Genomic DNA, 21,787 nt, shown 5'->3' with positions numbered 1-21,787 from the left:
GCAATACGGTCCGTTACGATGAAGCAGCCCAACATCTAGCAATCCACCTTCTGCCAACCTAACGATTTCACCAAAAAACCTCCTTGATCTCTCAAGAAGGCGGGTAATATCAGCTGCTTTTTTGCTCAATCCGATCTAACCTCGTCCTAACAAACTTACCGACATTCGCAATCGCTTGCTGCGCCTCTGGCAGCATATAAGCTAAAAAGTGAAAGACACTCCACATGTTCTCCCATATTTCCAGTTCTACATGAACATCCGCAGCTTGTGCTCGTTCAGCCAACCTCGTTGCATCACTTAACAATACCTCGTGGTCGCCTACTTGAACAAATAAATCAGGTAATCCCTGCAAATCCAACCTTAAGGGAGATAATATAGGAGCTAGTTCTATCCGAGCACCTAGATAAACATCAATTATTCGTTTATTTCCGTCTAAGCTGCCTGTTGGATCAAACTCCGCTCGACTCAGATACGATTCACCATCCAAATGGACGAGATCTGTATGCGGCGAGATTAAAAAAGCACCCGCCGGCAATTCCCCACCCGCATCCCGTATAGTAATCAACGTCATCAGCGCAAGGCTGGCTCCAACAGAATCCCCTCCAAGCACGACATTCCCGGCAGAATATCCATTCGCGAGCAGCCACAGATAAGCGTCTATACAATCTTCATTAGCAGCCGGATAAGTAAACTCTGGTGCCAAACGATATTCAATGATTAGGATCTTCGTGCCACTAGATTTTGCAATTCGTGTAACCAGATCCCGATAAAATTCACAAGTCCCCGAAATAAAACCCCCACCGTGGAAATAAAGGATCACTTCATCAGCGAGTAGAGCAGAATTCACAGGAATAATCCACTCTCCGCTTAAGGGTCCAATCATGACCCGCTCGACGATAACATCCGTAGGACTGGGCATGTTCGCAGCCGTCGCATCCATCTCCTGCCGTATTTGCCCGATAGACTTGCTATCCCATCGGTTGCTTTGTCGCAAATAATCTTTGATCGCTGCAAGCTGCTCTGTACTTGTCTTTTCCATCTCGTAAATCCCTCCTACAATTTTTTTCAACTCAGATTGTAAAGTCTGTAGGAGACTACAAGGTCAAGTTAAGAATCCATTTTTAGGATTTCGAGCGTGGACTGTACGCCTGGGTGTTTATCTGTGGCTAACAAATTTTTCCTCAAATCTGCGAGGGCTGTTAGTTTTATTTCCTGTTTTGCAATTTCGCCACGAACTCGATCCATTTTCTTATCCACAACAGTTACAAAATCAGCAATACTAATGCCGCTGCTTTCAGATTTAGTGAGTGCCTTCTTGATTTCCTTTAAAGTGAAACCACACAGTTTAGCATTATGTATAAAAACAAGGCGGCTAAACACCTCATCCGAATAAAGACGATAACCAGCTTCCGAACGTAAGGGAGTGCTAATTAATCCGAGCTCTTCATAATACCTTAACGTCTCCATATTCACATTCGCCATTTTGGCAATTTGGCCTCGCAAGTACTCTGTCATAATCAGCGCCCCCTTAGAATCCCCTACATTATACCAAATCCAGAGACTGCAGAGGACATCAAAAGGACATCAAAGGGACATCAAAGGGACATCAAAAGAACGTCAACAACTACCCAAACTCCTTTTTAGAAACTCCTTATTTACGCACAAAAAAAACGACATTTCTGCCGTTTTCTCATCAATCATTTCCCAATTCACTATACTTCACTTCGAACTGCATTTTTCTGTATAAACGAAATCTGTCCGGCATGAATGCCTGTATGATACATAAGTCTGCCTATCGCTTCAAGCGGTGTAGATGTGCCAAAAGCCGACTCCACACTCACATGCCACGCTTCTTCCGGAAGCTCCTGCATCGCAGCAGTTAGATTCTCATTGGAAACAGTCAGCAGATCAACGAGTTCATTCAATGTAGAATATGCCGCCTTGTCGCCTTGAGGATTAGGTTTTCCAAAAAACCACTCTGTGAACATAAACTCAACTTCTGCATTATGCTGAATTAATCCCCCAATTGTAGAGTTCCCTAGCTTAAGGTTAAGATCTTGTTCCGGCAAAGCCTTCACGATTTTATGAAATCGCGTTTGCACCGCTTGCCAGATTGGCAACACTGAAGTGAAAGTCATAGATTATTTGCTCCCTTGTACAGTGGCTTCTTCGTCTTTTTTCTTGTCGATCACCACATGGTTGAACAGGTTCGCATCTACGTCGATGTCAAAGGCCAAGCCAAAACCAACAACATAACGCCCTTGGAGAGGGGTCAATTCAAACAATGAAAAATCCAATCCACGCAGCAAATTCACCATTGCCGCCCCATGATCAGCATTAAACAATTCAAAGATCTCCTCATGCCCGTCATTCCCGATATTGCTTGATGTGCAATTCCACCGCACACGTTCCGTTGCAAATTTATTATTCGTCGCAGACTCATCTGCAATTAGAAGCGCATCTACAAAATCGTTATTTTCCATATATCTGTAATGCTCGGCGATCTTACTGATGTAGATATACAGCTTGCCTTCATGCTTAACAAAAGGAGCATAGCTGATAAAAGGTTTTCCTTCGTCATCAATCAAGCTCAAAATCAGATTTTTACGATTCGCAATAAATTGCAAATAGTTTTCTTTATTTTTTTCAACATCTACAGGCTTCTTCATTATAAAATCCCTCCATTAATAGGTTATGTAATCTAGCCACGAATCTAGCGAACGGTACTTAGCAAATGAATACGAGGTTTCGTCTCTGTAGGAACATATTGAACTTCGGCATCCATTCGGTATATATCCCGGATCATATCGGTGGTCATAACTTCATTTGGTGTCCCATACATCGCTTTTTCACCCGCCTGCACCACAACAATACTATCACTATAGGTAGAGGCTTGATTGAGGTCATGCAACACCATCACGACGGTCATCCCCATGTCTTGATTTAGCTCACGTACTAACTCAAGAACTTCATGCTGATGCGAAATATCCAAGTAAGTGGTCGGTTCGTCAAGCAACATAACCAAAGGACGCTGCGCCAAGGCCATAGCAATCCAAGCACGCTGTGATTCACCACCGGATAACGAGGAAACGGCTCGATCCTTATAATCCTTTAAATGTGTCTTCTCCAGTGCCCAGTCGACAATGTCCATATCCTCATGATTTAATTTTTCGAACCATTTTTTATGTGGATACCTTCCATAGGAGACGAGATCGATCACAGTCATATCATTAGGTGCTTGGTTCTTCTGGCTCAGCATACACATTTTTCGAGCGACTTGTTTGGCAGTCATAGACTTTAGATCCGTACCCTCGAGTGTGACCGCACCCGTATGATATGGAATTAGCCGTGATACCGCCTTAAGCAATGTAGATTTACCTGAGCCGTTTGGTCCTATAATCGAGACGATTTCACCCTTTTTTACGGAAAAAGAGAAGTTGTTAATAATGTTTTTCTGCTCATACCGAATCGAAATAGAATCGACAGTAAACATGTTAGAACGCCTTCTTTCTCATCAGGTATAGAAAATAAGGTCCACCGATCACCGCCATAAGGATACCCGCAGGAATATCTAAAGGTGCAAATAGGGTACGTCCACCTGTATCTGCTATCAACAATACCAATGCACCAAGTCCCATACTCATCGGCAAAAGAAATTTATAGTCTGAACCCACCAACAATCGAGCCATATGTGGCACAACAAGCCCTACAAAGCCAATCATCCCAATAGCCGCTACAGAGATAGCCGCTAGAAATACTGCCAGCAAGGAAAGTAGAATACGAATTCGGTCCACATTTTCACCTAAATTCGAAGCTACCTGATCCCCTAAACGTATAATATTCGCCTTGCGGATCGCGAAAAAGGATAAGATCCAGCCTGCTATGGCATACGGGAAAACCATCATCAAAGCATTGTTCCCTTTAGCAGCCAGACTGCCGTTTAACCATTGGACCGCTGCCGGAAGTCTGTCGCTGTACATGATGGTCAGGAGTCCTATTAATCCCCCGCAAAGAGCATTCACAGCAACTCCTGATAAAATAATAGTGATGGGCGAAATACCGGTTCTTCTCCACGCTAATGCATATACAATCCCTGCAGCAATTAGTCCACCCACAAAAGCCGCAATTGGAATGAACTCCGTATATTGTGGAGCTGCAAGCATAATGACAAGCACACATGCAGCCGCTCCACTCGTTACACCGGTCAAACCTGGATCAGCAAGTGGGTTGCCCATCACGGCTTGCAGAAGAGCACCCGAAACCGCGATATTTGCCCCAATGATCATCGCCAGTAATACACGCGGCAAACGAATATCCCATATGATGGTCGCATTCACCGCTTTTGCCGCTGAACCAAAGATCGTGCTTAGGATGTCTGGTATAGGAATGTATACTGAGCCTAGTCCAATCGCAATTATAGCGGCAACGAGCGCAAGTGCTAACGTTACAATAACAATAATTCTGCTACGAGATGTATTTATCACTTGCTGTCTCCTTTAATTATTCATAGAAGTATTTTGCAATTTCGGTTAAGGCTGTCTCCGCGTTAATAATCGAAGTGACACCGAATACGCTGTAATCTAGAATGTTGATTTTGTTATTTGCATAAGCCGAAAGCTTTGTCCAAGTTTCATTTTTCTCTATTTCTTTTTTGAACTTATCCTCAGTCGCTCCGTGATCGCCTGAAGCGAGTACGAGAATGATGTCTGGATCAGCGGCTACAATGTTCTCCATATTGATAGGTGAGTAAGTGTCAGTAACTTGCAATACAGAAGTTGCGATGTTATCAGCACCAAGCTTTTTAACCAAGCTACCTAAATAAGATTTCTCACTCATAACCATAAAGGAATCTGCGGTTCCGATTACTAGCAGCACGCTTGGCAGTTCTTTGCCTTCGGCTAATTGACTCAGCTCATTTTCTTTGTTCAAAATCTTAGTTAAAGCAGCATTCATTTCATCTTTTTTATTAAAATAAGTGCCTAATACTTTGAGACTAAGCTTTAGATCCTCAAATGATTCTGTTCTCAAATATGCTTTTTGTAGGTCGATTCCTTCTAGCGATTTGTCCAACGTGCTGCGAAGAGATTCCGCTCCCAGCAGCAAGTCTGGTTCGAGTTTGGTTACTACCTCCAGATCCGGCGCCATAGGTGATCCAATACGATCAATTGTTTCGAAATCAGCAGGGATTGGATTCGTAGAAGTAGGTACACCTACCGGTGTTATGCCGAGCAAATAAAGCATTTCTGTTAACGGTACAGAAGTTGTTACAATACGCTCCGGTACTGTGGCTGGGAATTGGCTTAACGCTTCGTTGAACAACGCTTCATCCACACCATCATTCTCCAGACTGTACACCTTGCCGGCAGCTTCCGCTGTATTTGCTACTTCTGTTGTTTTTGCTGCATTTGCTTCTTTCGATTCATTAGCAGTTGTATTCGTTACCGCTTCATTTTTTGGATTGTCCGCTGTATTTGTAGACGAACATGCAGTCATTGCCGTAAGCGCTGCAATAACCAGTAGTACTAATATTTTTTTCAAAATCTATCCCTCCAAATATGTATATTTATACGTCCCATGTAGTGATAATGATTTTCATTTTCACTCATCGATTCCTATGATAATCGTTATCAATGAGAAGTGTCAAGAATTTTATTTTAATTTTAAATAAGAAGGAATTTCATTATTGTCCGTTGAAGCCAACTAGCATTTCTAATAAAAAAGCCACGCCCTATGGGCGTGACTTCAAATAGTGGTGTATGAAATCCAAGCGTTAGTCAGTAGCTCCCGTATTTAATATCCCATAATGAATAAGGTCTACAAACTCATTCTCTTTATAAATATGCTGTAACAAAACGCCTTCTTTCAGCATGCCAGATTTTTGCATAACTCGTCCCGAACCAGGATTTGAAGCAAAGAATCTGGCGTACACTTTGTGATAATGTTTTTCTGTAAAAGCAAAATTAATGACCGCTTTTGTTGCTTCTGTAGCATATCCATTACCCCAGTGTTCCTCGCCTATCCAATATCCAAGCTCGCCATTTCTGTGTGTCCGGTTATTTCTCAAACCTATAGCACCATACAGTTCGTTTGTATTATTATCAGTAATAGCGAATTCATATGAATTATCATTATTGAACTCAACTTCATGTGTTTCAATCCATGATAATGCACAATCAATAGGGTATGGATAAGGTAGAGTTAATGTACTTTTGTAAACATTATAATTATTGCAGAGCTCACTGACACGCTGTGCATCAGACAATGCAAAAGGTCTTAAAATCAATCTTTCAGTAGTAATTGTTCTCTTCTCTGAATTGTACAATGGTGTCCCCCCCGTTAAACTAATTATTATAAAACAAATACAAGCCAGATAAACAGAAAACTTGGCCACCACTGCTTGCCCGCTTTCACAAACAGCCAGCCAAATATCAAAGAAAAAGCAGTAATATACAAGCCGCTTTGCAGACCATGCGTCAAATGACCTAATCCCCAAGTCAGCATTAAACCTATTCCCCCATAAGGAAGAGAAGGATTCTTAAACCATACTTCTCCTGCACGCTGCATTAGCGCAACCAATAGTACAACTAGTACAGCTTCCACAATGTAATATATGTTTTGAACCAAGGCAACCCATATGCCCATAAAACCATGTTCTAACTTGAAGTTTTCATATTCTCTATAAATCTGTGGAATGCTCTCCCCATTAATCCAAAATTCCAGCACAGCGAACAAAAAGCTTGATATAAAAGCTACAATTAACAAAGGAATGACCTTAGAGCTCCAACACAAAGATATAACCGGTCCAATCAACTTCCTCTTCCTGAACCAAAGTAGAAACATCATAGCTCCTACTGCCCACAATAGGGTAACTATGCTCCAATGAACAACTAGTACGTACCAAGGGCTGACAAAAAAGTCGTCTATATTAAACAAATCCCCCCATAACCATTGATCTAATCCCATGATGAACATATCCATTCCTAACATTAAAAATATAAGCAGTCCTAATAAAAAATATTGAATACCTGATATATTCCCTTTTTCTTTCACGAAACCTCTCACCCGCCTTATATATTGTCCATTTTTGTACTATATTCCCAAAATTATGATGCTGAAAGTATGGCATCCCCCCATTCTGTTTGTCTGTAACAAATCACTCACTTGAATCAAAGTTAGAAAAATAAAAAAACAGCACGCATCGATATAAAATCGACGCATGCTGTTTACTTGACCTGGCTTGTCCAAACTAGAATCTAGCCACAAAAAATTCGCGGTCTGCGGGAACGTTAAAGCTTCTTATAGTAGCTCCACTCTCATCTCTTAAAGTGAGAAGATAAGGTACCGATGTTAAGGTACTAATTGTTGGGAATCTAACTACACCAAATTCGTCAAAATCAGCAGTAACCGTTGTAGTTCCAGCTCTCAATGAAGCTGTCCACCCCGTAGTATCTTTAGGTGTACCCGTTGCATTTGTACCAATAGCAACAACAATGAATCTATCCAGAGTCTGTCTAATTCTCCGTTTCTTTCTTGTAGCAGCTGCTTTCGCTTTTTTAGCCGCGAGAACTTTGCTAGCCATAACAGCTTGCTTGTTAACTGGTTTTTTAATCATTGCCATTTATTTCACCACTTTCTTTTTAGGATACGTTAGTAAATGCAAGAATCGTAAGATTTGACCTCTCTTTCACCTACAAATCTGAAAATATGTTAAACCCTAGTTTCATAGTTTCGTGTCCACTAGCTCTGCAGTGCATATAATACCTTCAAGAGGTGATTCATTACTAATGAACGGTCAAAAATGGCTAGAGCAATATCATTCGAAAATGCACCATTCCTTGAGAAAAAGAGTTCAACGTTCCTATTATCCAGGATATAAAGCGAATACCATTCCAGTTATCATTAAATTCAAACAAAAAATAACTACAGCCCAGCTACAGTCTTTACAAAAGCATTTAAAATCCCACGACCTTCCGATCAGACATCATCTTCACCTGCTCAATTCGATATCATCCAAAGTTTCAAAAAGCTGCTTGAACCGGATGTGCCGCTGGGATGGAATCGAGAAAATTTATTTGGATCAAGTCAAAAAAACATCCCTTAATATAGCCACACCATCCATTGGTTCTACAACCGCTCAAAAGAAAAAGGGGCTTACCGGAAAAGGAATAAACATTGCGATTCTTGATACAGGGGTGTATCGTCACCCTGACCTGTTTCGCCCTGTTAACCGTATAGTTGCTTTTAAAGATTTTATCAATCATAGAAAACAGCCCTATGACGATAACGGCCATGGAACTCATATCGCAGGGGATGCAGCAGGCAACGGATGGATGAGTAAAGGAAAATACAAAAGCCCTGCTCCAGAGGCAGGGATAGTAGGTGTCAAAGTACTAGATAAAAATGGCGATGGATATGACTCCACAATCATTAAAGGAATTGAATGGTGTATTGCGAATCGGAGAAGACTTAATCTTCGTATTCTTTCGATGTCATTCGGGGGTAAGGTGAATCTTCCTTGTTCAGATGATCCACTCTGCCAAGCTGTAGAAAAAGCAATTAAAGCCGGACTTAACGTTGTAATAGCTGCTGGAAACAGCGGCCCGGGACGCAGTACGATCGAATCTCCAGGGATTAGTCCTTCAGCAATTACTGTTGGTGCAGTGGATGACCGTCGCACGCTCACGCAAGCGGACGACCGAATCACTTGGTTCTCCAGTCGTGGACCCGCACCGGGAGGAAGGAAGAAACCAGATCTCGTTGCTCCAGGCGAGACGATCATCTCCCTTCGTGCTCCACGATCCAAGCTGGATCGCGAGCTTCCTTATTTGCGGATAGCTAAAAATTACTTTGTGCTGTCCGGTACCAGTGTCTCAACACCAATCGTCTCGGGTGTGATCGCGCAATTACTCCAGAAGAACCCTTCTCTTACGCCTAAGCAAGTAAAATCCATACTAAAAAAGAACACGTTTCGCCTTAAACTAAGTCCTAACACAGCAGGATGCGGTGAGATCAATGCGCGGTTTTTATCGTAAATCCGCTTCTTTTTTAAAGGCAGTAATGACGGAAACCGACAATTCCTCTGTAAATATACCTGTAGGCTCTATTTCTAATAAAGCTGATTTCATATCATCTTCAAAACGTTCTAAGTTATCTCTAAATAATCGCTTAGAAGCATAAGACGTAGAATACAAATTTCCTAGTATCGAATCAACAGTCCAAGTGATGGAATAACTCGGTAATACCTGTCTTTTAACGTCTTTAAAACTGGATCGCTTTACAACATCCTCATGTCTTTCTTGGGGATGTTTATATGTACTTTTTCCGGCTATTCTTTCGTCACCCAACCAGCGTTTCACTACTTCCTCTACCTTTTGTTGCCAAGGTAACGGTTCTAGTTGTTCATTAAAAGTATCAATTACAGCAATACCACCGTTATCATCTAAACTATGATAGAGAACTTCAAGTATGGATTCTCGGTCCATCCAGTGAAACGCCTTAGCCATCATGATGAGACGAAAGGAACCCCAGTCATTGGATAGTTCTTCCGCTCTCCCCTGTTGCCAGCTAACATTCTCAACCCTGTTGTACTGTGATAACAGCTTTGCTTCATCTAGCATCTCTAGTTCAGTATCTACGCCAATGATTTCTTCGAACCAATCCGTAAACCTTAGCGCTAACTGCCCAGTACCACAACCTAAGTCCAGCAACCGGCCCTCTCCGTGAAGTGAGAATTTGTCCACTAGATATCGAATCAGTGAGGACGGATATAGCGGGCGATATCTGGTGTAATAGCTTGCAGTATCTTTGAACAGATCCGGACCATAATCATTCATAGCTGAACTCCCCCTTCTTTTTTACCAAGGACAAAATCATAGCAGATATGTTGTGCAAATAAAAGGCTATCCAGAGCATTCTGGGCAGCCTTTATTTATGTGGATACAGCCCAAAATAATTAAAAATATTGACAATTAACTTCGTTGCATATATGGTTAATTACATAACTAACTAACCAATGAAGTTGGCGGTGAATACATGGGAAACTTAATGGATGATACACGACCGATATTTATGCAGATCGCCGAACGAATAGAAAATGACATCATCGAAGAAACACTGCTGGAGGAATCACAAGTTCCTTCGACAAATCAGTTTGCTGTTTTCTACCAGATCAATCCGGCTACAGCTGCGAAAGGTGTGAATTTGCTTGTGGATCAAGGGATATTGTACAAAAAACGAGGAATCGGTATGTTTGTGGCATCTGGAGCGCGTGCAGTATTGATGGAGAAGAGAAAAGAACAATTTTATGAACAGTATGTAGTAACCATGATCCGTGAAGCTGAAAAATTAGGAATTACGTTGGATCAATTAACAATTATGATTCAGAGGGGAGACAACAAGTCATGAATGAAGTTGTTGAAATCAAAGGATTGACTAAGTCATACGGAAATGTCACTGCCATCCATGAACTCAGTTTTTCTTTGGAGAAAAACAAGATATACGGGCTTCTCGGCAGAAACGGTGCAGGAAAAACCACAATAATGCATATGATCACAGCTCAGCTTTTCCCCACAAGTGGTGTCCTGAACGTATTTGGTGAACATCCATACGAGAATAACCGGGTTCTCAGGCAGATTTGCTTCATTAAGGAAAGCCAAAGGTATCCGGACACGTACCGAATTATCGATGTACTGGAGGTATCCGAATTATTTTTTCCAAACTTTGATCGGGAATATGCCCACTCTTTAATCAAGGATTTCAATCTGCCATTAAAAAGAAGAATAAAAAAGCTATCCCGAGGTATGCTCTCGGCTGTAGGAATTGTAGTAGGTCTAGCCAGCCGTGCTCCGCTTACCATTTTTGACGAACCCTATTTAGGACTTGATGCTGTAGCTAGAAGCCTGTTTTACGATCGCCTAATTGAAGATTATGCTGAATATCCACGCACAGTTGTTTTGTCCACCCATTTGATCGATGAGGTAAGTCAGCTTTTAGAGCATGTTATCGTCATCGACAACGGCAAGCTAATTATTAACGAAGATGCTGAAGCCCTTCGCGGGCAAGCTGTTACGGTAATCGGCGCGACAGCGAAGATCGAAGATTTTATCGCCGGCAAACAAGTCATTTCCCGCGAGTCTTTTGGCGGATTGCTTACGGCCACCATTATCGGTTTCAACGCGAAAGATCACGCACATGCTGAAAAGTTAGGCTTAGAGATCTCACCTGTATCTTTACAGCAATTAATCGTTCATCTCACAAATAAAAAATCTCTAGGAAAGGAAGTGACCGTGTAATGAATCCTACGGCAGGCATGATAAAAATGCATTTCAGAGATAAGTGGTTATGGTTGTATATGCCTTGGGTAATCTTGTTATCCAGCTTCTTGGTAAATGTCATCGTCGCTTCTTTCATCCAAGAACCAATCTATACCGGCGGTCTCGTCTCCATCTTCATTTATATGTTAATCACCGGTATACTCATTTTGGTGCAGACCTTCCCTTTTGCTCTGGGCCTAAGCCAACGCAGAACGGATTATTTCATAGGCACTTCCTTAATGGCTATTATAACTAGCGCCACCTACTCAATTCTCCTCTACCTGCTCGCAATCATTGAAAGCAAGCTCACGGGTGGCTGGGGTTTGGAACTACATTATTTTCATTTGCCCTATTTAAATGATGGTAATGCCATAGAACAGCTGTGGATGTATTTTGTGCTCTTTCTTAATATGTTTTTTCTGGGGCTAATGATATCCAGTATCTTCCGGAGATTTGGCCGAAGCGGTTTGTTCATTTTCTCAGGGGCTATGTTTATCCTGTGCAGTCTCGGTGTATTATTAATGACCTATAATCAGTGGTGGGTAGACCTCTTCAACTGGTTTGCTGGATATACCGCATTTGAACTTGCTTTGTGGTCCATGCCTTTGACAGTTGTGTACGCTCTTTTATCGTTTTTGATGCTGCGTAGAGCAACAGTGTAATTCATTATCCTATAAAAAAACAGGTGTGTCCCAAAAGCCATGCCGGGTGCACCTGTTTTCTTTCGTGTCTTAGACTTTGATCTAGACAACAAACTTTATTGGATTCGAGCATAGTTGCGCGTGCGATGGTGCTATCGGACCCAGCGGGGCGAGTAGCTTAAAAGCAAACGCAGTTCGCTATTGCAGGTAACGACGGGTCGAAACACAGATTAGTATTTCGCTAATCAGCGTGTGCGAAGGCTCTATCGGACCCCGCTGATCTTATTCGTGGCTTTAGAGCATATTGGATTCTATCGGACCCAGCTGACCTTATTCGTGGCTTTAGAGCACATTTGGATTCCTATCGGACCCCACAGTCGCTATTGGTATAAAAAACGCCAATTGTGATCCTTTTTCCATGCTATAGCTGCACTGGGGTCCGATGCTACGCTCAAAAGGTGATAAATGCGCAAATAGCTTCATCTGAGTCCTTTAGCCTCAGGTGATGATGATGACTCCGCGGGGCGAGTAACGTAGAAGCAAAACACTAATTAGTCTTTCCCCAATCTGCGCCTGGAAAGACGCTATAGGACTCCGCTGACCTTATTCGTAGCTTAGAGCACATTTGGTTTTCTATCGGACCCCGCTGACCTTATTCGTAACTTAGAGCACATTTGGTTTTCTATCGGACCCAGCTGATCTTATTCGTGGCTTTAGAGCACATTTGGATTCCTATCGGACCCCACAGTCGCTATTGGCATAAAAAATGCCTTATTCGTTCCTTTTTCCATGCAATAGCTGCACTGGGGTCCGATACTACGCTCAAAAGGCGATAAATGAGCAAATAGCTTCATCTGGGTCCGTTAGCATCAGGTGATGATGATGACTACACAGGGCAGTAACGTAGAAGCAAAATACAAATTAGTTTTTATCCAATCTGCGCGTGGAGAGACGCTATCGGACTCCGCGGACCTTATTCACAGCTTAGAGCACATTTGGTTTTCTATCGGACCCCGCTGACCTTATTCATGGTTTTAGAGCACATTTGGATTCTATCGGACCCAGCTGATCTTATTTGTGGCTTTAGAGCACATTTGGATTCCTATCGGACCCTACAGTCGCTATTGGCATAAAAAACGCCAATTGTGATCCTTTTTCCATGCAATAGCTGCACTGGGGTCCGATACTACGCTCAAAAGGTGATAAATGAGCAAATAGCTTCAGCTAGATCCGTAAGCCTCAGGAGATGATGACGACTCCGCGGGGCGAGTAGCTTAGAAGCAAAAATACAAATTAGTTTTTATCCAATCTGCGCGTGGAGAGACGCTAGCTGACCTTATTTCTAGCATTCGAGCATATTGGATTCTATCGGACCCAGCTAATCTTATTCGTGGCTTTAGAGCAAACTCGGATTTCTATCGGACTAACTGACCTTGTTCGCAGCTTTAGAGTACACTTGGATTCTATCGGGCCAACTGACCTTATTTGTAGCATTAGAGCACTTTGAATTCTTGTCGGACCCCATTGACCTTATTCGCAGCTTTAAAGCAGATTTGGATTCCTATCGGACCCCACAGTCGCTATTGGCATAAAAAACGCCAATTGTGATCCTTTTTCCATGCAATAGCTGCACTGGGGTCCGATACTACGCTCAAAAGTCTATAAATGAGCAAATAGCTTCATCTGGGTCCGTTAGCCTCAGGTGATGGATCTTAAGGATACCTTCCTCTTTCGCACTACCGTCTGCTGATAAACATAAAAAAAGGATTATAGAACTGCTACTAGAGCAGTTCTATAATCCTTTTAGCTATGCGGTCAAGAGGACTCGAACCTCCACGATATTGCTACCACTGGCACCTGAAGCCAGCGCGTCTGCCAATTCCGCCATGACCGCGTATTATAATGACTCGCTTATTGCGGTCACAAGATAGATCATACCACGCTGAGAATCCAACGTCAATATATTTTCGCCGTTTTCTTATCATTCATTAATTTATGGATAATTATTGCTTTTGTTGCCGAATATAAGGTATAATGAGAACAAAAGTTCGCATAATATAAATGAGGTGATTTATAATGGCGACTACAAAGCTAAACACATCCATTATTGATGAAGAAGTAACTAAAGAAGAACTGTCCCTGGTCAGAAGCTATTTGCTGCTAACGTTTATTCATAAAGTGTTCGAACGTGACTGCCGTGTAATCAGTAGAAGCGGCCTGTTTAAGACCCCTCAGCTATATATGGAGCTCGTATCTGGTGCCACAAAGAAGACGTCACTAATGCTTCAAGAGGTTACGCGCGAGCTGAGCTCCCATGATTTGAAGATTACTACCGTTCGCCAAGATCAGCGAGGAGTCGAAGCCTTATATTCCTGCAGAGGATTTCAAGGAGAGATGAATATATTATGGCCAGGCTTCCGTAGAGAAATGATGCTGCGCATGCGCGCGTATCTTGGACTGTCCACAGAACTCTCCATACTCTCCAGAGAAGAGAATGCGTCTGAACTAGCTCTAACTATATAATCCCAAATGATATTACAGAAACAGCTCCCGCCCAGTAGGGCGAGGAGCTGTTTTGTATTATGAAGATGATTACTGCGAAAATTATTACTGTGAAGATTATATATTATCCGGATCTTGTCTTGGTTCACTAAATGGCTGGAATAAATAATTGCGATCCAGCTTCACTACTCGTCTATTCTGACGACGTATCATCACCTGAGAATCATCCCAAGCAAGAACTATCCCTTTTACATCGTTACTTTCCAAGCCATCACGCACTACACGAATTTTCTCACCGGAAATCCGATAGGCATCCAATTGCTCATCGCTAATCATCATTAATCCCTCCTGTCATAGCTTGTCCTATTTAGTCTCAGAAAAAAGACCCAAATGATAAATCATCTGGGTCTCATGTAGGCAATTAACGACTTGCATGTCTACTAAAGCATTCTTATATCAGCGCTTCATTCTTCTCAAACCAGAAGTCAAGAACTTTAGCGGACATCACACGTTGCTCCAGATACTCCACTTGGTTAGTTGTGAATTTCTCCCTCCACGGGAAGGATAACTCTTCGCACAAACCTTTGATTGTCAGAAGCTCTGACCAGGCTACATAGCGTTTGTACCAAAAAAACTGAGGATGTTCAATCATATAGGGATACAGATCGTCGAATTCCGTGTGTTTGCAATCCAGCGCACGCTCGAAATGATCCTTGGCCTCGGTTAATTTATCAATAAAAAATTGTTCAGTCACCGGTTCTTTCCCCATTGTGACGCCTCCTCCCTATGTCTAATTTTTATTATAAAGGAAAATCCATAGGGTGAAAAGCAGTTGTTTAAAAAATAGGCCTGTTCTTATTGCCAATTAGGTTATTCCCCAAATTCGATGGTGCCTCCATTTAGAGAGGTAATTCTTACGAGTGACTCCAGACGAATGCCTTGCTCTCTGATCGTCCGAGCCCCTGCCTGAAAGCTTTTTTCTACTACAACACCAAGACCAACTAGCTCAGCGCCAGAACGTTGAATGATCTTAATCAAGCCACGCGCTGCATCACCATTGGCAATAATATCATCAATAAAGAGGATTTTATCCTCTGGAGAGATGAACTGGCGAGACAACATAATATCGGTAACGATACCTTTTGTAAAAGACGGAACTCTTTCGCAAAGCGCATCCGGATCAGCTAACAGTGTTTTTTTGCGGCGTGCAAAAACTAGCGGCACCTTTAATTCATACGCGGTGGCAAATGCCACGGCAATGCCCGAGGATTCTACGGTCACAATACGTGTAATTCCTGAGTCCGCAAACCTCCCGGCAAACTCCCGTCCCATTTCCATCGTAAGCTGTGGATCAACCTGATGATTTAGCAGTGCATCCAGCTTCAGCACCTCATCCGAAACGACGACACCTTCTTCCAAAATCCGCTGTTTCAACACTTCCATGACTTTGAACCTCCAATACCCTTTATAATCGCAGACATTCCGTACAAATTAATCACTGATCATAAAGCAATTACGACGGAAGTCATGTCCTACTGATCCTCATCATAACCTGTACTATACAGAGTACACAAGGTTATCCTGCATAGCACTCATTATGATTTTTCTTTAGCTTCGTAAAACTATTAGGAGGGGAGCCATGAAATCACATGTCCGAACATTACAGATCGCTTTCACTTATATTGGCACCATTGTAGGAGCCGGATTCGCCACCGGGCAGGAAATATTAAAATTCTTCACACGTTACGGGCACTGGGCAGTCCTGACCATCCTGCTCTCAACTATATTGTTCATATGGCTGGGTACAAAAATGGTGGTCATTGCTCGGCGAATAGAAGCGGAATCCTATGAGGACTTTAACCGTCACCTCTTCGGGGAACAGGTCGGAAGCACCATCAGTTTGTTCACGATGGTCGTCCTGATCGGAGTAAACAGTATTATGCTTGCAGGGGCCGGCGCTATTTTTCAGGAGCATCTCGGACTTCATTATCAGACTGGACTAATTATCACATTGCTTGGTTCATACTTTCTGCTAAAACGAGGAATTTCCGGTATTCTGCAAATGAACAGTATTGTAGTTCCTTTAATGCTTACTCTGTCACTTATCATTATTTTTAATACTTTTCAAATTCCGGGAGCTGGACGGTTCCTGTTCCTTGATAACGATCGCTCTCTCTTTGGGGCATGGATGTCACCGCTGCTCTACACCGCCTTTAATTTAGGGATGGCACAAGCTGTTTTAGTCCCTATGGCTCGTCACACAGAGGAAGAAAAATCCCTTGTATGGGGCGGTATTATTGGGGGTACCGGGATTGGTTTTATGTTGATTGCCGCACATTTCGCAATGAGCTCACAGATGCCAGGGATTCTCAAGTTTGAAATTCCGATGGGCAGCATCGCCGTCCGGTTGGGTACTGTAGTGCAAACTATATATCTGCTGCTGATCTTTTTGGAGATCTTCAGCACTTTTGTCGCCGATATTTATGGAGTAGCTGTACAGCTTAAGCAACGGCTTCCCCTATCAACTGCACTAATCACACCTCTTCTGATGTTGGTCTGCTATTTACTGAGCCAGTTTGGCTTTAGTTCACTTCTCTCGGTGTTCTACCCAATCTTCGGAGGCTTATCATTAGTCTGGGCTGTCAAGCTGCTGCGAACGCCATGGTCCACTCCACCAGGAGATAATACCTTATCGAACTCAAAGGAGAAGGGGAACAGTCTCGTATCTGTAAAACCAATCACCCGAACTACACGGAAATAACCGCTGCTGTAGGAATCATACGTGCTGCCGCTTCCGCCACATGCTTGTGACAGGTCATCATCACAATCTGGCGGGAGATCGACAGTTCTCCAAGAAGTCCAAGCGCAGCATGAAGACGAGACTCATCAAAATTAACGAAGAGATCATCGAATAACATCGGCAGGGATACTTGCCGTGACATGGTCTCTGCCAATGCCAGCCGGATGGCAAGATACAGCTGTTCTGCCGTCCCTCGGCTGAGCAGTCCGCTGTCTAGTAATCCCCCATTCTTGTGTTCAGCTTTCAGCTCTTTATGCCCTAGTGTCATAACAACCCTTTTATATTCCCCTTCTGTCAGCTTGGAGAAATAATCTGAAGCAAGCAGTAATACCTGTGGCTGCTTCTCCTGCTCATACACACGGCGAGTTCGCCCGATTAGTTCGGCAGTTATCGCTGCCACTGCGTATTTATCAGCCACGATCCGCAAGGCTGCTCTCTGCTCTTCCAGTTGCTGAATAACAGAATCCTCCACGCAGCGCTCCTTCAAATACTCCCTTTCCTGAAGCAGCTTACCTCGTTGCTCCAGCAGGCTGTTCCAACCCTCTTCCTGCCGTTCCATTAACTCTTCAGCCAATGACCGCTCCAGCTGCAATGCTTCCGCATCATGATGATTTAATAATTCCAGCAGAGCAGTAACCCGTTCTTCCTCCCAACCACCGAACATAGCAAGCTCCCACTGGCGAATCGATTTATTCAGATCACTGCGCCGCTGCACAGCTGCTGACCTGCGTAAGAAATCCTCTCCACCAGTCGCCCCGCCTTCCTGTATCAGAAGCTCACACTGTTCTCTCAGCTCACCTAATATCCTGTGGCTCTCCTTGAGTTCTTCATCCACATCCTGCAATCTTGACTGCATAGTTTCCCGGCGAATCAAGTCCTTTTTCAGATCATCCCATGCTCTTTTTCGCAGTTCCAGCCAGCTTAGTAAGGTTAATGCAGATACTCGTTTCCCCTCTTGCGGATCTATTTCAAAGCCAGCTGCCGCTACACCAGACTCGTCGCCAAGATCAGCACCCGACTCATAAATAAGAGCGAGCAGCTCCTCCTCAAACACGTTACATTCTGCTTCCAGCTCCTTCAATCGTAAGGAGAGTTTATTCTCTTGGCGCAGCAGCTCATTCCCTTGTTCAACCATAGCAAAAATATCCGGCAGCCCTTCAGGAGATAATCCTTCAGGCAACCTGCGTTGGCGAAGCCATTCTTCATATTGCTCAGCCGTTTCCGTGAATGCCGCCTCCGCCCGGTGCATTTCTTCAGCGAGCAGCTTCTCTTGGCCTGCCAGCGTCTCCAGCTCCGTGCGGCAGGCATCACGCTCGGCGGCATAGCGTTCGATGCGCTGCCGCCAAGCTGACCAAGCCTCCATGAGCCTGCGAAGCTCCCTCATGGAGGCCTCCAGCCCGCCTGCGTCAGGGCTGGACCCCGGGTCGGCCGTCCGCCGCCCCGGCACAACGCTCTCCGGCTCCGCCCCGGAGAGCAGCTGCCCCGCAGCCGCAGCATCTCGGCTGCGGCTGCGCTGACGTCCCCGCCATGCTCTGGCGGGGACGCTTCCGGCCGGCGCGCTCCGCGCAAGCCGGCCCAAAGGGCCAGATCGGCCGCGCCCAGCAGGCCGATCGCAAGCACGGCGCTGGCCGGCGGAGCACCGGTCAGCCACAGCGCTGCGGGCAGCAGCACGGTTAGTGCTGCCCCAGCCCACAGCAGGCGCCGGTAGAGCGCGGCCATGCGCTTCGCGCCAAGGCCGTCACTTCCGGCGCCGCGCGCTGGCCCTTCGCTGAGCTGCGCTTCGCGCCAGCGTTCGGCCGCCTGCTGCAGCTCGTCCCACAGCTGCAGCACTTCACGGGCGCTGCGCGGAGCCAGCTGCGCAAAAGCTTCCGCGCCGGTAGCGTGCTCACGCGCCAGCGCCCGTTCTGCTGCTTGGAGCGACGCTGAGGCAGCGGCCAAACGGGAGCGCAACGACTGCCGCGTTGCACCCTCCGCCTCCATGCGGCGGTCATAACTAGCGAACGCCGCCGCAAACTTCCGTGCAGCTTCACGATCCGCCGCTGTCCCAGAGAATGAAGTCAGCTCTGCAGGGCCCCAGCTCACATCAATGCCGCGCAGAATTCGCCGCAAATGCTCATTCAGCGCCGTTAATTCTCCCTCAAGCCGCTGTCTTTCCGTTCTACGGTTCTCGTAACTGCTCCGATGCCGGTCCAGCCGCTCTAAAACAGGCCCCTGTGCTGCTAATACTTCATCTGGAGGGTTCTTTGCCAGTTCAATAGTAAGCTCGCTTAGAAGACGTTCATAACGTACTACTGATCCCTGTGCATTCCGAATTTCTCCTTCAAACGCCTGAAAGCGAGTTGCTCCTTCTTCAGGAAAGGCTGAAATCAATGGCAATCCTTGCAGCTCTAGCTGAGCCTCGCTCCATTTTAACCACAGCTCACGGACTTCCTGTGCTTTTCGAAACATCACTAGCTGCTCTCCAGTGAGCTTGCGCTGTTGCTCCAATTCATCTAGCTCCGACTCCGTTACCCTCAATGCCACTATATTATCGTTATATCGCGGAAGATAAGAACGGCTCTCAACCATTTGTCGCTCAAGCTTTTCAATGGCTTGCACAACTTTTGCTGCTTCTTGCAGCTTGCCACGAGGTTTGTACAGCTTCTCAGCTTCCTGCACCAAACGGCGTTCCGCACGCATGATTGCACCGCCACCGCCCATACCTGCATGAAAAAGAAAGCTGCTCATCTCCTCAGATTGAAGGGCAGCAAGCTCCTGCAGCTCGTCCAGTGAAACTGCGAACAATTGCTGGAACATACTCCTAGAGATCCCCCCAAGTAAATGTCGTTCCATTTCAGCTTGTCCCAGCTCTTGAGTCATTTCATTTGGATGATTTACTGTAATGTTCAGCTTTTCATTTCTTCCTGATCCCTCAGCACCTGAAGCAAAACGGCGAATGGTCCACAAACCATCATTACTGTCACGTATCTTCAAGGTTCCCCCATGCAATCCGCCTTGCAAAGGTTCATACCTTTCCAAGGGATTTCCACGGCTTGGAATTCCAAACAGCATAGAGCGTATGAATTGCAGTGTCGTACTTTTTCCTGCTTCATTACGCCCATAAAGTACGGTCACTCCCTGCGTTAAATGAATCTCTCGATTGTGAAGACGCCCAAAGCCATTGATATGCAAATGTTCAATTCTCATCGTTTTGCCCTCCGGCTTGTTGATACGAAAGACTTTCCGCCGCTTCAACAGTATCATCCATCCCGCCAAGCATCGTGATTCCCTGCTCTGCTGCACCACGTAGCCAGCTCAATTTCTCTTCTTGACTAGTCATAGACAACAGCTTTCGCAGCTCCTGATTCTCCAATAGCGGTTTAAGCGCACTATTTAATAGTTCTTCGAGCGCTTCCGGGGAATGTTCCGTATGCTCTGCAATGCGCAGCATTTCTCCAAGAAAACTATCCTCTTCCAATAAGCGTTGGCGATCAATAGCTAAACCGGACTCTATAGCGAACCCTTCCGTCCAGACAAGCCCTTTGTAATCTTTACGCTCAGCCCTAATCGCCTCACGGCGCTGGAGTTCAGACAGCAAATCCTCTGCTGCCCCTTTTTCAGCCAATACTTTATGTACGTCCCCTCGCCCAATCAGACGAAATCTGACCACCGACATGAGCTCCGGGAGCTCCGCGCGGATGTCTTCAATAACCTGCTCCACTTTCTGTATCCATTCTGCTTCATTGCTTAATCCTTCTATAGATAAGTCTCTAACCTGCCAGCGAACGAAATCCAGTTCATGAAATTGCAGAGTGGATCTTCCAGCCTCATCTACATCCACAATATAACAACCTTTAGCTCCGGTTTCCTTAATGCTGCGCCCTTGTATATTGCCTGGATATACAATCACAGGCTTCTCATGCAGTACACTACGTTTATGAATATGTCCAAGCGCCCAATAATCAAACCCCCGTTCGATAAGGTCCCTGCGACTGCAAGGAGAATAGGTCTCATGCAGCAAATCACCGTCTACATTGCCATGCAGCATCGCAATATGAAACAGGCTGCTGCCAGGTTTACGAGAAAAGGTTACTGCTGTGTTGTTCGTCACTTTCGCCGTTGGGTAAGAGATTCCACTAACGATGGCAACTTCTTGGCCATCTATACGGCGGCAAGCTGTAGCGTGATCTGGCTTCTCTCCGCCAAATACGGTAACATGCTTTGGCATTTCCGTTGTCAGACGCAGTCCGTCAAGCGGATCGTGGTTGCCATGAATCAGGAACACGTGAATCCCGTGCTCACCGAGTTCTTTGAGCGCTTCCTGAAATCGCAGCTGTCCCTGTAATGATGCATCTGAAACATCATACACATCTCCACTAATGACAATAAAATCAACATTCTCTTGGATCGCAACGCGGACAAGCCGCCCGAGGGCGGCAAAGGTAGACTCACGTAAATAAGCACGAATGGCTGGCGAAATATGCGCCAGCCCGGCAAAACGGCTATCCAGATGTAAATCAGCAGTATGCAGAAAGCGAAATGGAATCATAGGT

23 protein-coding genes and 1 tRNA gene are annotated in these 21,787 nt (G+C 44.8%); 6 read left to right on the top strand and 18 right to left on the bottom strand.

The features are described from left to right. Positions 1 to 109 precede the first annotated feature (109 nt). The 10 genes from MHI32_RS10810 to MHI32_RS10765 form a co-directional block, all read right to left on the bottom strand. On the bottom strand, positions 110 to 1,039 hold the full coding sequence (locus MHI32_RS10810) for an alpha/beta hydrolase (protein WP_340012323.1): 930 nt from the start codon (positions 1,037 to 1,039) through the stop codon (positions 110 to 112). 68 nt (positions 1,040 to 1,107) lie between these two features. Beyond that, on the bottom strand, positions 1,108 to 1,515 hold the full coding sequence (locus MHI32_RS10805) for a MerR family DNA-binding transcriptional regulator (protein WP_076280565.1): 408 nt from the start codon (positions 1,513 to 1,515) through the stop codon (positions 1,108 to 1,110). Between the two features lie 197 nt (positions 1,516 to 1,712). Then, positions 1,713 to 2,138 (bottom strand): DinB family protein, encoded by a 426-nt coding sequence (locus tag MHI32_RS10800; RefSeq protein WP_340012322.1) that lies wholly within the window; start codon positions 2,136 to 2,138, stop codon positions 1,713 to 1,715. A gap of 3 nt (positions 2,139 to 2,141) precedes the next feature. Beyond that, entirely contained in the window at positions 2,142 to 2,669 is a 528-nt protein-coding gene (locus MHI32_RS10795; protein WP_076129975.1) for a pyridoxamine 5'-phosphate oxidase family protein, read from the bottom strand. Positions 2,670 to 2,713: 44 nt separating this feature from the next. Further along, complete coding sequence (locus MHI32_RS10790) at positions 2,714 to 3,493, bottom strand: ABC transporter ATP-binding protein (RefSeq protein WP_076129974.1); 780 nt, start codon at positions 3,491 to 3,493, stop codon at positions 2,714 to 2,716. A 1-nt stretch (position 3,494) separates the two neighbouring features. Then, positions 3,495 to 4,484, bottom strand: a complete 990-nt coding sequence (locus MHI32_RS10785; RefSeq protein WP_051491618.1) for an iron ABC transporter permease — start codon at positions 4,482 to 4,484, stop codon at positions 3,495 to 3,497. A gap of 16 nt (positions 4,485 to 4,500) precedes the next feature. Further along, a complete protein-coding gene (locus tag MHI32_RS10780; RefSeq protein WP_081387992.1) occupies positions 4,501 to 5,538 on the bottom strand; it encodes an ABC transporter substrate-binding protein in 1,038 nt (345 codons plus the stop codon). A gap of 232 nt (positions 5,539 to 5,770) precedes the next feature. After that, complete coding sequence (locus MHI32_RS10775) at positions 5,771 to 6,322, bottom strand: GNAT family N-acetyltransferase (RefSeq protein WP_076301195.1); 552 nt, start codon at positions 6,320 to 6,322, stop codon at positions 5,771 to 5,773. 26 nt (positions 6,323 to 6,348) lie between these two features. Then, a complete protein-coding gene (locus tag MHI32_RS10770; RefSeq protein ID WP_076301196.1) occupies positions 6,349 to 7,050 on the bottom strand; it encodes a hypothetical protein in 702 nt (233 codons plus the stop codon). Positions 7,051 to 7,246: 196 nt separating this feature from the next. After that, entirely contained in the window at positions 7,247 to 7,618 is a 372-nt protein-coding gene (locus MHI32_RS10765; protein ID WP_081383124.1) for a hypothetical protein, read from the bottom strand. A 166-nt stretch (positions 7,619 to 7,784) separates the two neighbouring features. Between MHI32_RS10765 and MHI32_RS10760 the strand changes: the two genes are divergently transcribed. Beyond that, entirely contained in the window at positions 7,785 to 9,032 is a 1,248-nt protein-coding gene (locus MHI32_RS10760) for a S8 family peptidase (protein WP_339190496.1), read from the top strand. On the opposite strand, the gene MHI32_RS10755 is transcribed toward MHI32_RS10760, so the two are convergent. Continuing rightward, positions 9,024 to 9,833: a class I SAM-dependent methyltransferase gene (locus MHI32_RS10755; protein ID WP_076280937.1), complete on the bottom strand. Its 810-nt coding sequence runs from the start codon at positions 9,831 to 9,833 to the stop codon at positions 9,024 to 9,026. The two genes, MHI32_RS10760 and MHI32_RS10755, sit on opposite strands and share 9 nt — an antisense overlap. 199 nt (positions 9,834 to 10,032) lie before the next feature. Between MHI32_RS10755 and MHI32_RS10750 the strand changes: the two genes are divergently transcribed. Genes MHI32_RS10750 through MHI32_RS10740 form a run of 3 tightly spaced genes read left to right on the top strand, consistent with a single transcriptional unit; the run spans position 10,033 to position 11,974 of the window. Next, positions 10,033 to 10,404 (top strand): GntR family transcriptional regulator, encoded by a 372-nt coding sequence (locus MHI32_RS10750; protein ID WP_036689422.1) that lies wholly within the window; start codon positions 10,033 to 10,035, stop codon positions 10,402 to 10,404. Continuing rightward, complete coding sequence (locus tag MHI32_RS10745) at positions 10,401 to 11,291, top strand: ABC transporter ATP-binding protein (protein WP_076280938.1); 891 nt, start codon at positions 10,401 to 10,403, stop codon at positions 11,289 to 11,291. Before MHI32_RS10750 ends, MHI32_RS10745 begins: the two co-directional genes overlap by 4 nt. Beyond that, on the top strand, positions 11,291 to 11,974 hold the full coding sequence (locus MHI32_RS10740; RefSeq protein WP_076219465.1) for a hypothetical protein: 684 nt from the start codon (positions 11,291 to 11,293) through the stop codon (positions 11,972 to 11,974). Before MHI32_RS10745 ends, MHI32_RS10740 begins: the two co-directional genes overlap by 1 nt. Before the next feature lie 1,789 nt (positions 11,975 to 13,763). Here the strand turns inward: MHI32_RS10740 and MHI32_RS10735 are convergent. After that, positions 13,764 to 13,847, bottom strand: a tRNA-Leu gene (locus tag MHI32_RS10735). Between the two features lie 182 nt (positions 13,848 to 14,029). Here MHI32_RS10735 and MHI32_RS10730 point away from each other — a divergent pair. Further along, on the top strand, positions 14,030 to 14,476 hold the full coding sequence (locus MHI32_RS10730; RefSeq protein ID WP_051491615.1) for a hypothetical protein: 447 nt from the start codon (positions 14,030 to 14,032) through the stop codon (positions 14,474 to 14,476). 96 nt (positions 14,477 to 14,572) lie between these two features. Here the strand turns inward: MHI32_RS10730 and MHI32_RS10725 are convergent, their stop codons facing one another. The 3 genes from MHI32_RS10725 to MHI32_RS10715 all read right to left on the bottom strand — a co-directional run bounded on the left by MHI32_RS10725 (position 14,573) and on the right by MHI32_RS10715 (position 15,898). Next, entirely contained in the window at positions 14,573 to 14,791 is a 219-nt protein-coding gene (locus MHI32_RS10725; RefSeq protein ID WP_036689413.1) for a hypothetical protein, read from the bottom strand. 115 nt (positions 14,792 to 14,906) lie between these two features. Next, positions 14,907 to 15,224 carry a hypothetical protein gene (locus MHI32_RS10720; protein ID WP_036689410.1) on the bottom strand — a complete coding sequence of 106 codons (318 nt, stop codon included), beginning with the start codon at positions 15,222 to 15,224 and terminating at the stop codon, positions 14,907 to 14,909. A 101-nt stretch (positions 15,225 to 15,325) separates the two neighbouring features. Beyond that, positions 15,326 to 15,898 carry a xanthine phosphoribosyltransferase gene (locus tag MHI32_RS10715; RefSeq protein ID WP_038569895.1) on the bottom strand — a complete coding sequence of 191 codons (573 nt, stop codon included), beginning with the start codon at positions 15,896 to 15,898 and terminating at the stop codon, positions 15,326 to 15,328. A gap of 196 nt (positions 15,899 to 16,094) precedes the next feature. On the opposite strand from MHI32_RS10715, the gene MHI32_RS10710 reads away from it, so the two are divergent. After that, a complete protein-coding gene (locus MHI32_RS10710; RefSeq protein ID WP_340012320.1) occupies positions 16,095 to 17,216 on the top strand; it encodes a GerAB/ArcD/ProY family transporter in 1,122 nt (373 codons plus the stop codon). On the opposite strand, the gene MHI32_RS10705 is transcribed toward MHI32_RS10710, so the two are convergent. Genes MHI32_RS10705 through MHI32_RS10695 form a run of 3 tightly spaced genes read right to left on the bottom strand, consistent with a single transcriptional unit; the run spans position 17,203 to position 21,783 of the window. Then, positions 17,203 to 18,639 carry a hypothetical protein gene (locus MHI32_RS10705; protein ID WP_340012319.1) on the bottom strand — a complete coding sequence of 479 codons (1,437 nt, stop codon included), beginning with the start codon at positions 18,637 to 18,639 and terminating at the stop codon, positions 17,203 to 17,205. The two genes, MHI32_RS10710 and MHI32_RS10705, sit on opposite strands and share 14 nt — an antisense overlap. Beyond that, complete coding sequence (locus MHI32_RS10700) at positions 18,636 to 20,441, bottom strand: AAA family ATPase (protein ID WP_340012318.1); 1,806 nt, start codon at positions 20,439 to 20,441, stop codon at positions 18,636 to 18,638. The genes MHI32_RS10705 and MHI32_RS10700 overlap by 4 nt, the downstream gene beginning before the upstream one ends. Then, on the bottom strand, positions 20,431 to 21,783 hold the full coding sequence (locus MHI32_RS10695; protein ID WP_076191394.1) for a DNA repair exonuclease: 1,353 nt from the start codon (positions 21,781 to 21,783) through the stop codon (positions 20,431 to 20,433). The genes MHI32_RS10700 and MHI32_RS10695 overlap by 11 nt, the downstream gene beginning before the upstream one ends. Between the last annotated feature and the right edge of the window lie 4 nt (positions 21,784 to 21,787).

It is taken from the genome of Paenibacillus sp. FSL H7-0690, assembly GCF_037980415.1.
Taxonomy (GTDB): domain Bacteria; phylum Bacillota; class Bacilli; order Paenibacillales; family Paenibacillaceae; genus Paenibacillus_AQ; species Paenibacillus_AQ odorifer.
The sequence above is the reverse complement of the archived record's forward strand: the minus strand, read 5'-3'. Positions and strand labels throughout refer to the sequence as shown.

Bases quoted from the DNA above. Each gene is read 5' to 3' on its own strand.
- MHI32_RS10700 (WP_340012318.1), bottom strand. From the start codon at position 20,441: ATGAGAATTGAACATTTGCATATCAATGGCTTTGGGCGTCTTCACAAT.
- MHI32_RS10720 (WP_036689410.1), bottom strand. From the start codon at position 15,224: ATGGGGAAAGAACCGGTGACTGAACAATTTTTTATTGATAAATTAACC.
- MHI32_RS10795 (WP_076129975.1), bottom strand. From the start codon at position 2,669: ATGAAGAAGCCTGTAGATGTTGAAAAAAATAAAGAAAACTATTTGCAA.
- MHI32_RS10740 (WP_076219465.1), top strand. From the start codon at position 11,291: ATGAATCCTACGGCAGGCATGATAAAAATGCATTTCAGAGATAAGTGG.
- MHI32_RS10705 (WP_340012319.1), bottom strand. From the start codon at position 18,639: ATGAGGGAGCTTCGCAGGCTCATGGAGGCTTGGTCAGCTTGGCGGCAG.
- MHI32_RS10710 (WP_340012320.1), top strand. From the start codon at position 16,095: ATGAAATCACATGTCCGAACATTACAGATCGCTTTCACTTATATTGGC.
- MHI32_RS10750 (WP_036689422.1), top strand. From the start codon at position 10,033: ATGGGAAACTTAATGGATGATACACGACCGATATTTATGCAGATCGCC.
- MHI32_RS10805 (WP_076280565.1), bottom strand. From the start codon at position 1,515: ATGACAGAGTACTTGCGAGGCCAAATTGCCAAAATGGCGAATGTGAAT.
- MHI32_RS10730 (WP_051491615.1), top strand. From the start codon at position 14,030: ATGGCGACTACAAAGCTAAACACATCCATTATTGATGAAGAAGTAACT.
- MHI32_RS10745 (WP_076280938.1), top strand. From the start codon at position 10,401: ATGAATGAAGTTGTTGAAATCAAAGGATTGACTAAGTCATACGGAAAT.
- MHI32_RS10725 (WP_036689413.1), bottom strand. From the start codon at position 14,791: ATGATTAGCGATGAGCAATTGGATGCCTATCGGATTTCCGGTGAGAAA.
- MHI32_RS10800 (WP_340012322.1), bottom strand. From the start codon at position 2,138: ATGACTTTCACTTCAGTGTTGCCAATCTGGCAAGCGGTGCAAACGCGA.
- MHI32_RS10765 (WP_081383124.1), bottom strand. From the start codon at position 7,618: ATGGCAATGATTAAAAAACCAGTTAACAAGCAAGCTGTTATGGCTAGC.
- MHI32_RS10810 (WP_340012323.1), bottom strand. From the start codon at position 1,039: ATGGAAAAGACAAGTACAGAGCAGCTTGCAGCGATCAAAGATTATTTG.
- MHI32_RS10790 (WP_076129974.1), bottom strand. From the start codon at position 3,493: ATGTTTACTGTCGATTCTATTTCGATTCGGTATGAGCAGAAAAACATT.
- MHI32_RS10755 (WP_076280937.1), bottom strand. From the start codon at position 9,833: ATGAATGATTATGGTCCGGATCTGTTCAAAGATACTGCAAGCTATTAC.
- MHI32_RS10760 (WP_339190496.1), top strand. From the start codon at position 7,785: ATGAACGGTCAAAAATGGCTAGAGCAATATCATTCGAAAATGCACCAT.
- MHI32_RS10695 (WP_076191394.1), bottom strand. From the start codon at position 21,783: ATGATTCCATTTCGCTTTCTGCATACTGCTGATTTACATCTGGATAGC.
- MHI32_RS10715 (WP_038569895.1), bottom strand. From the start codon at position 15,898: ATGGAAGTGTTGAAACAGCGGATTTTGGAAGAAGGTGTCGTCGTTTCG.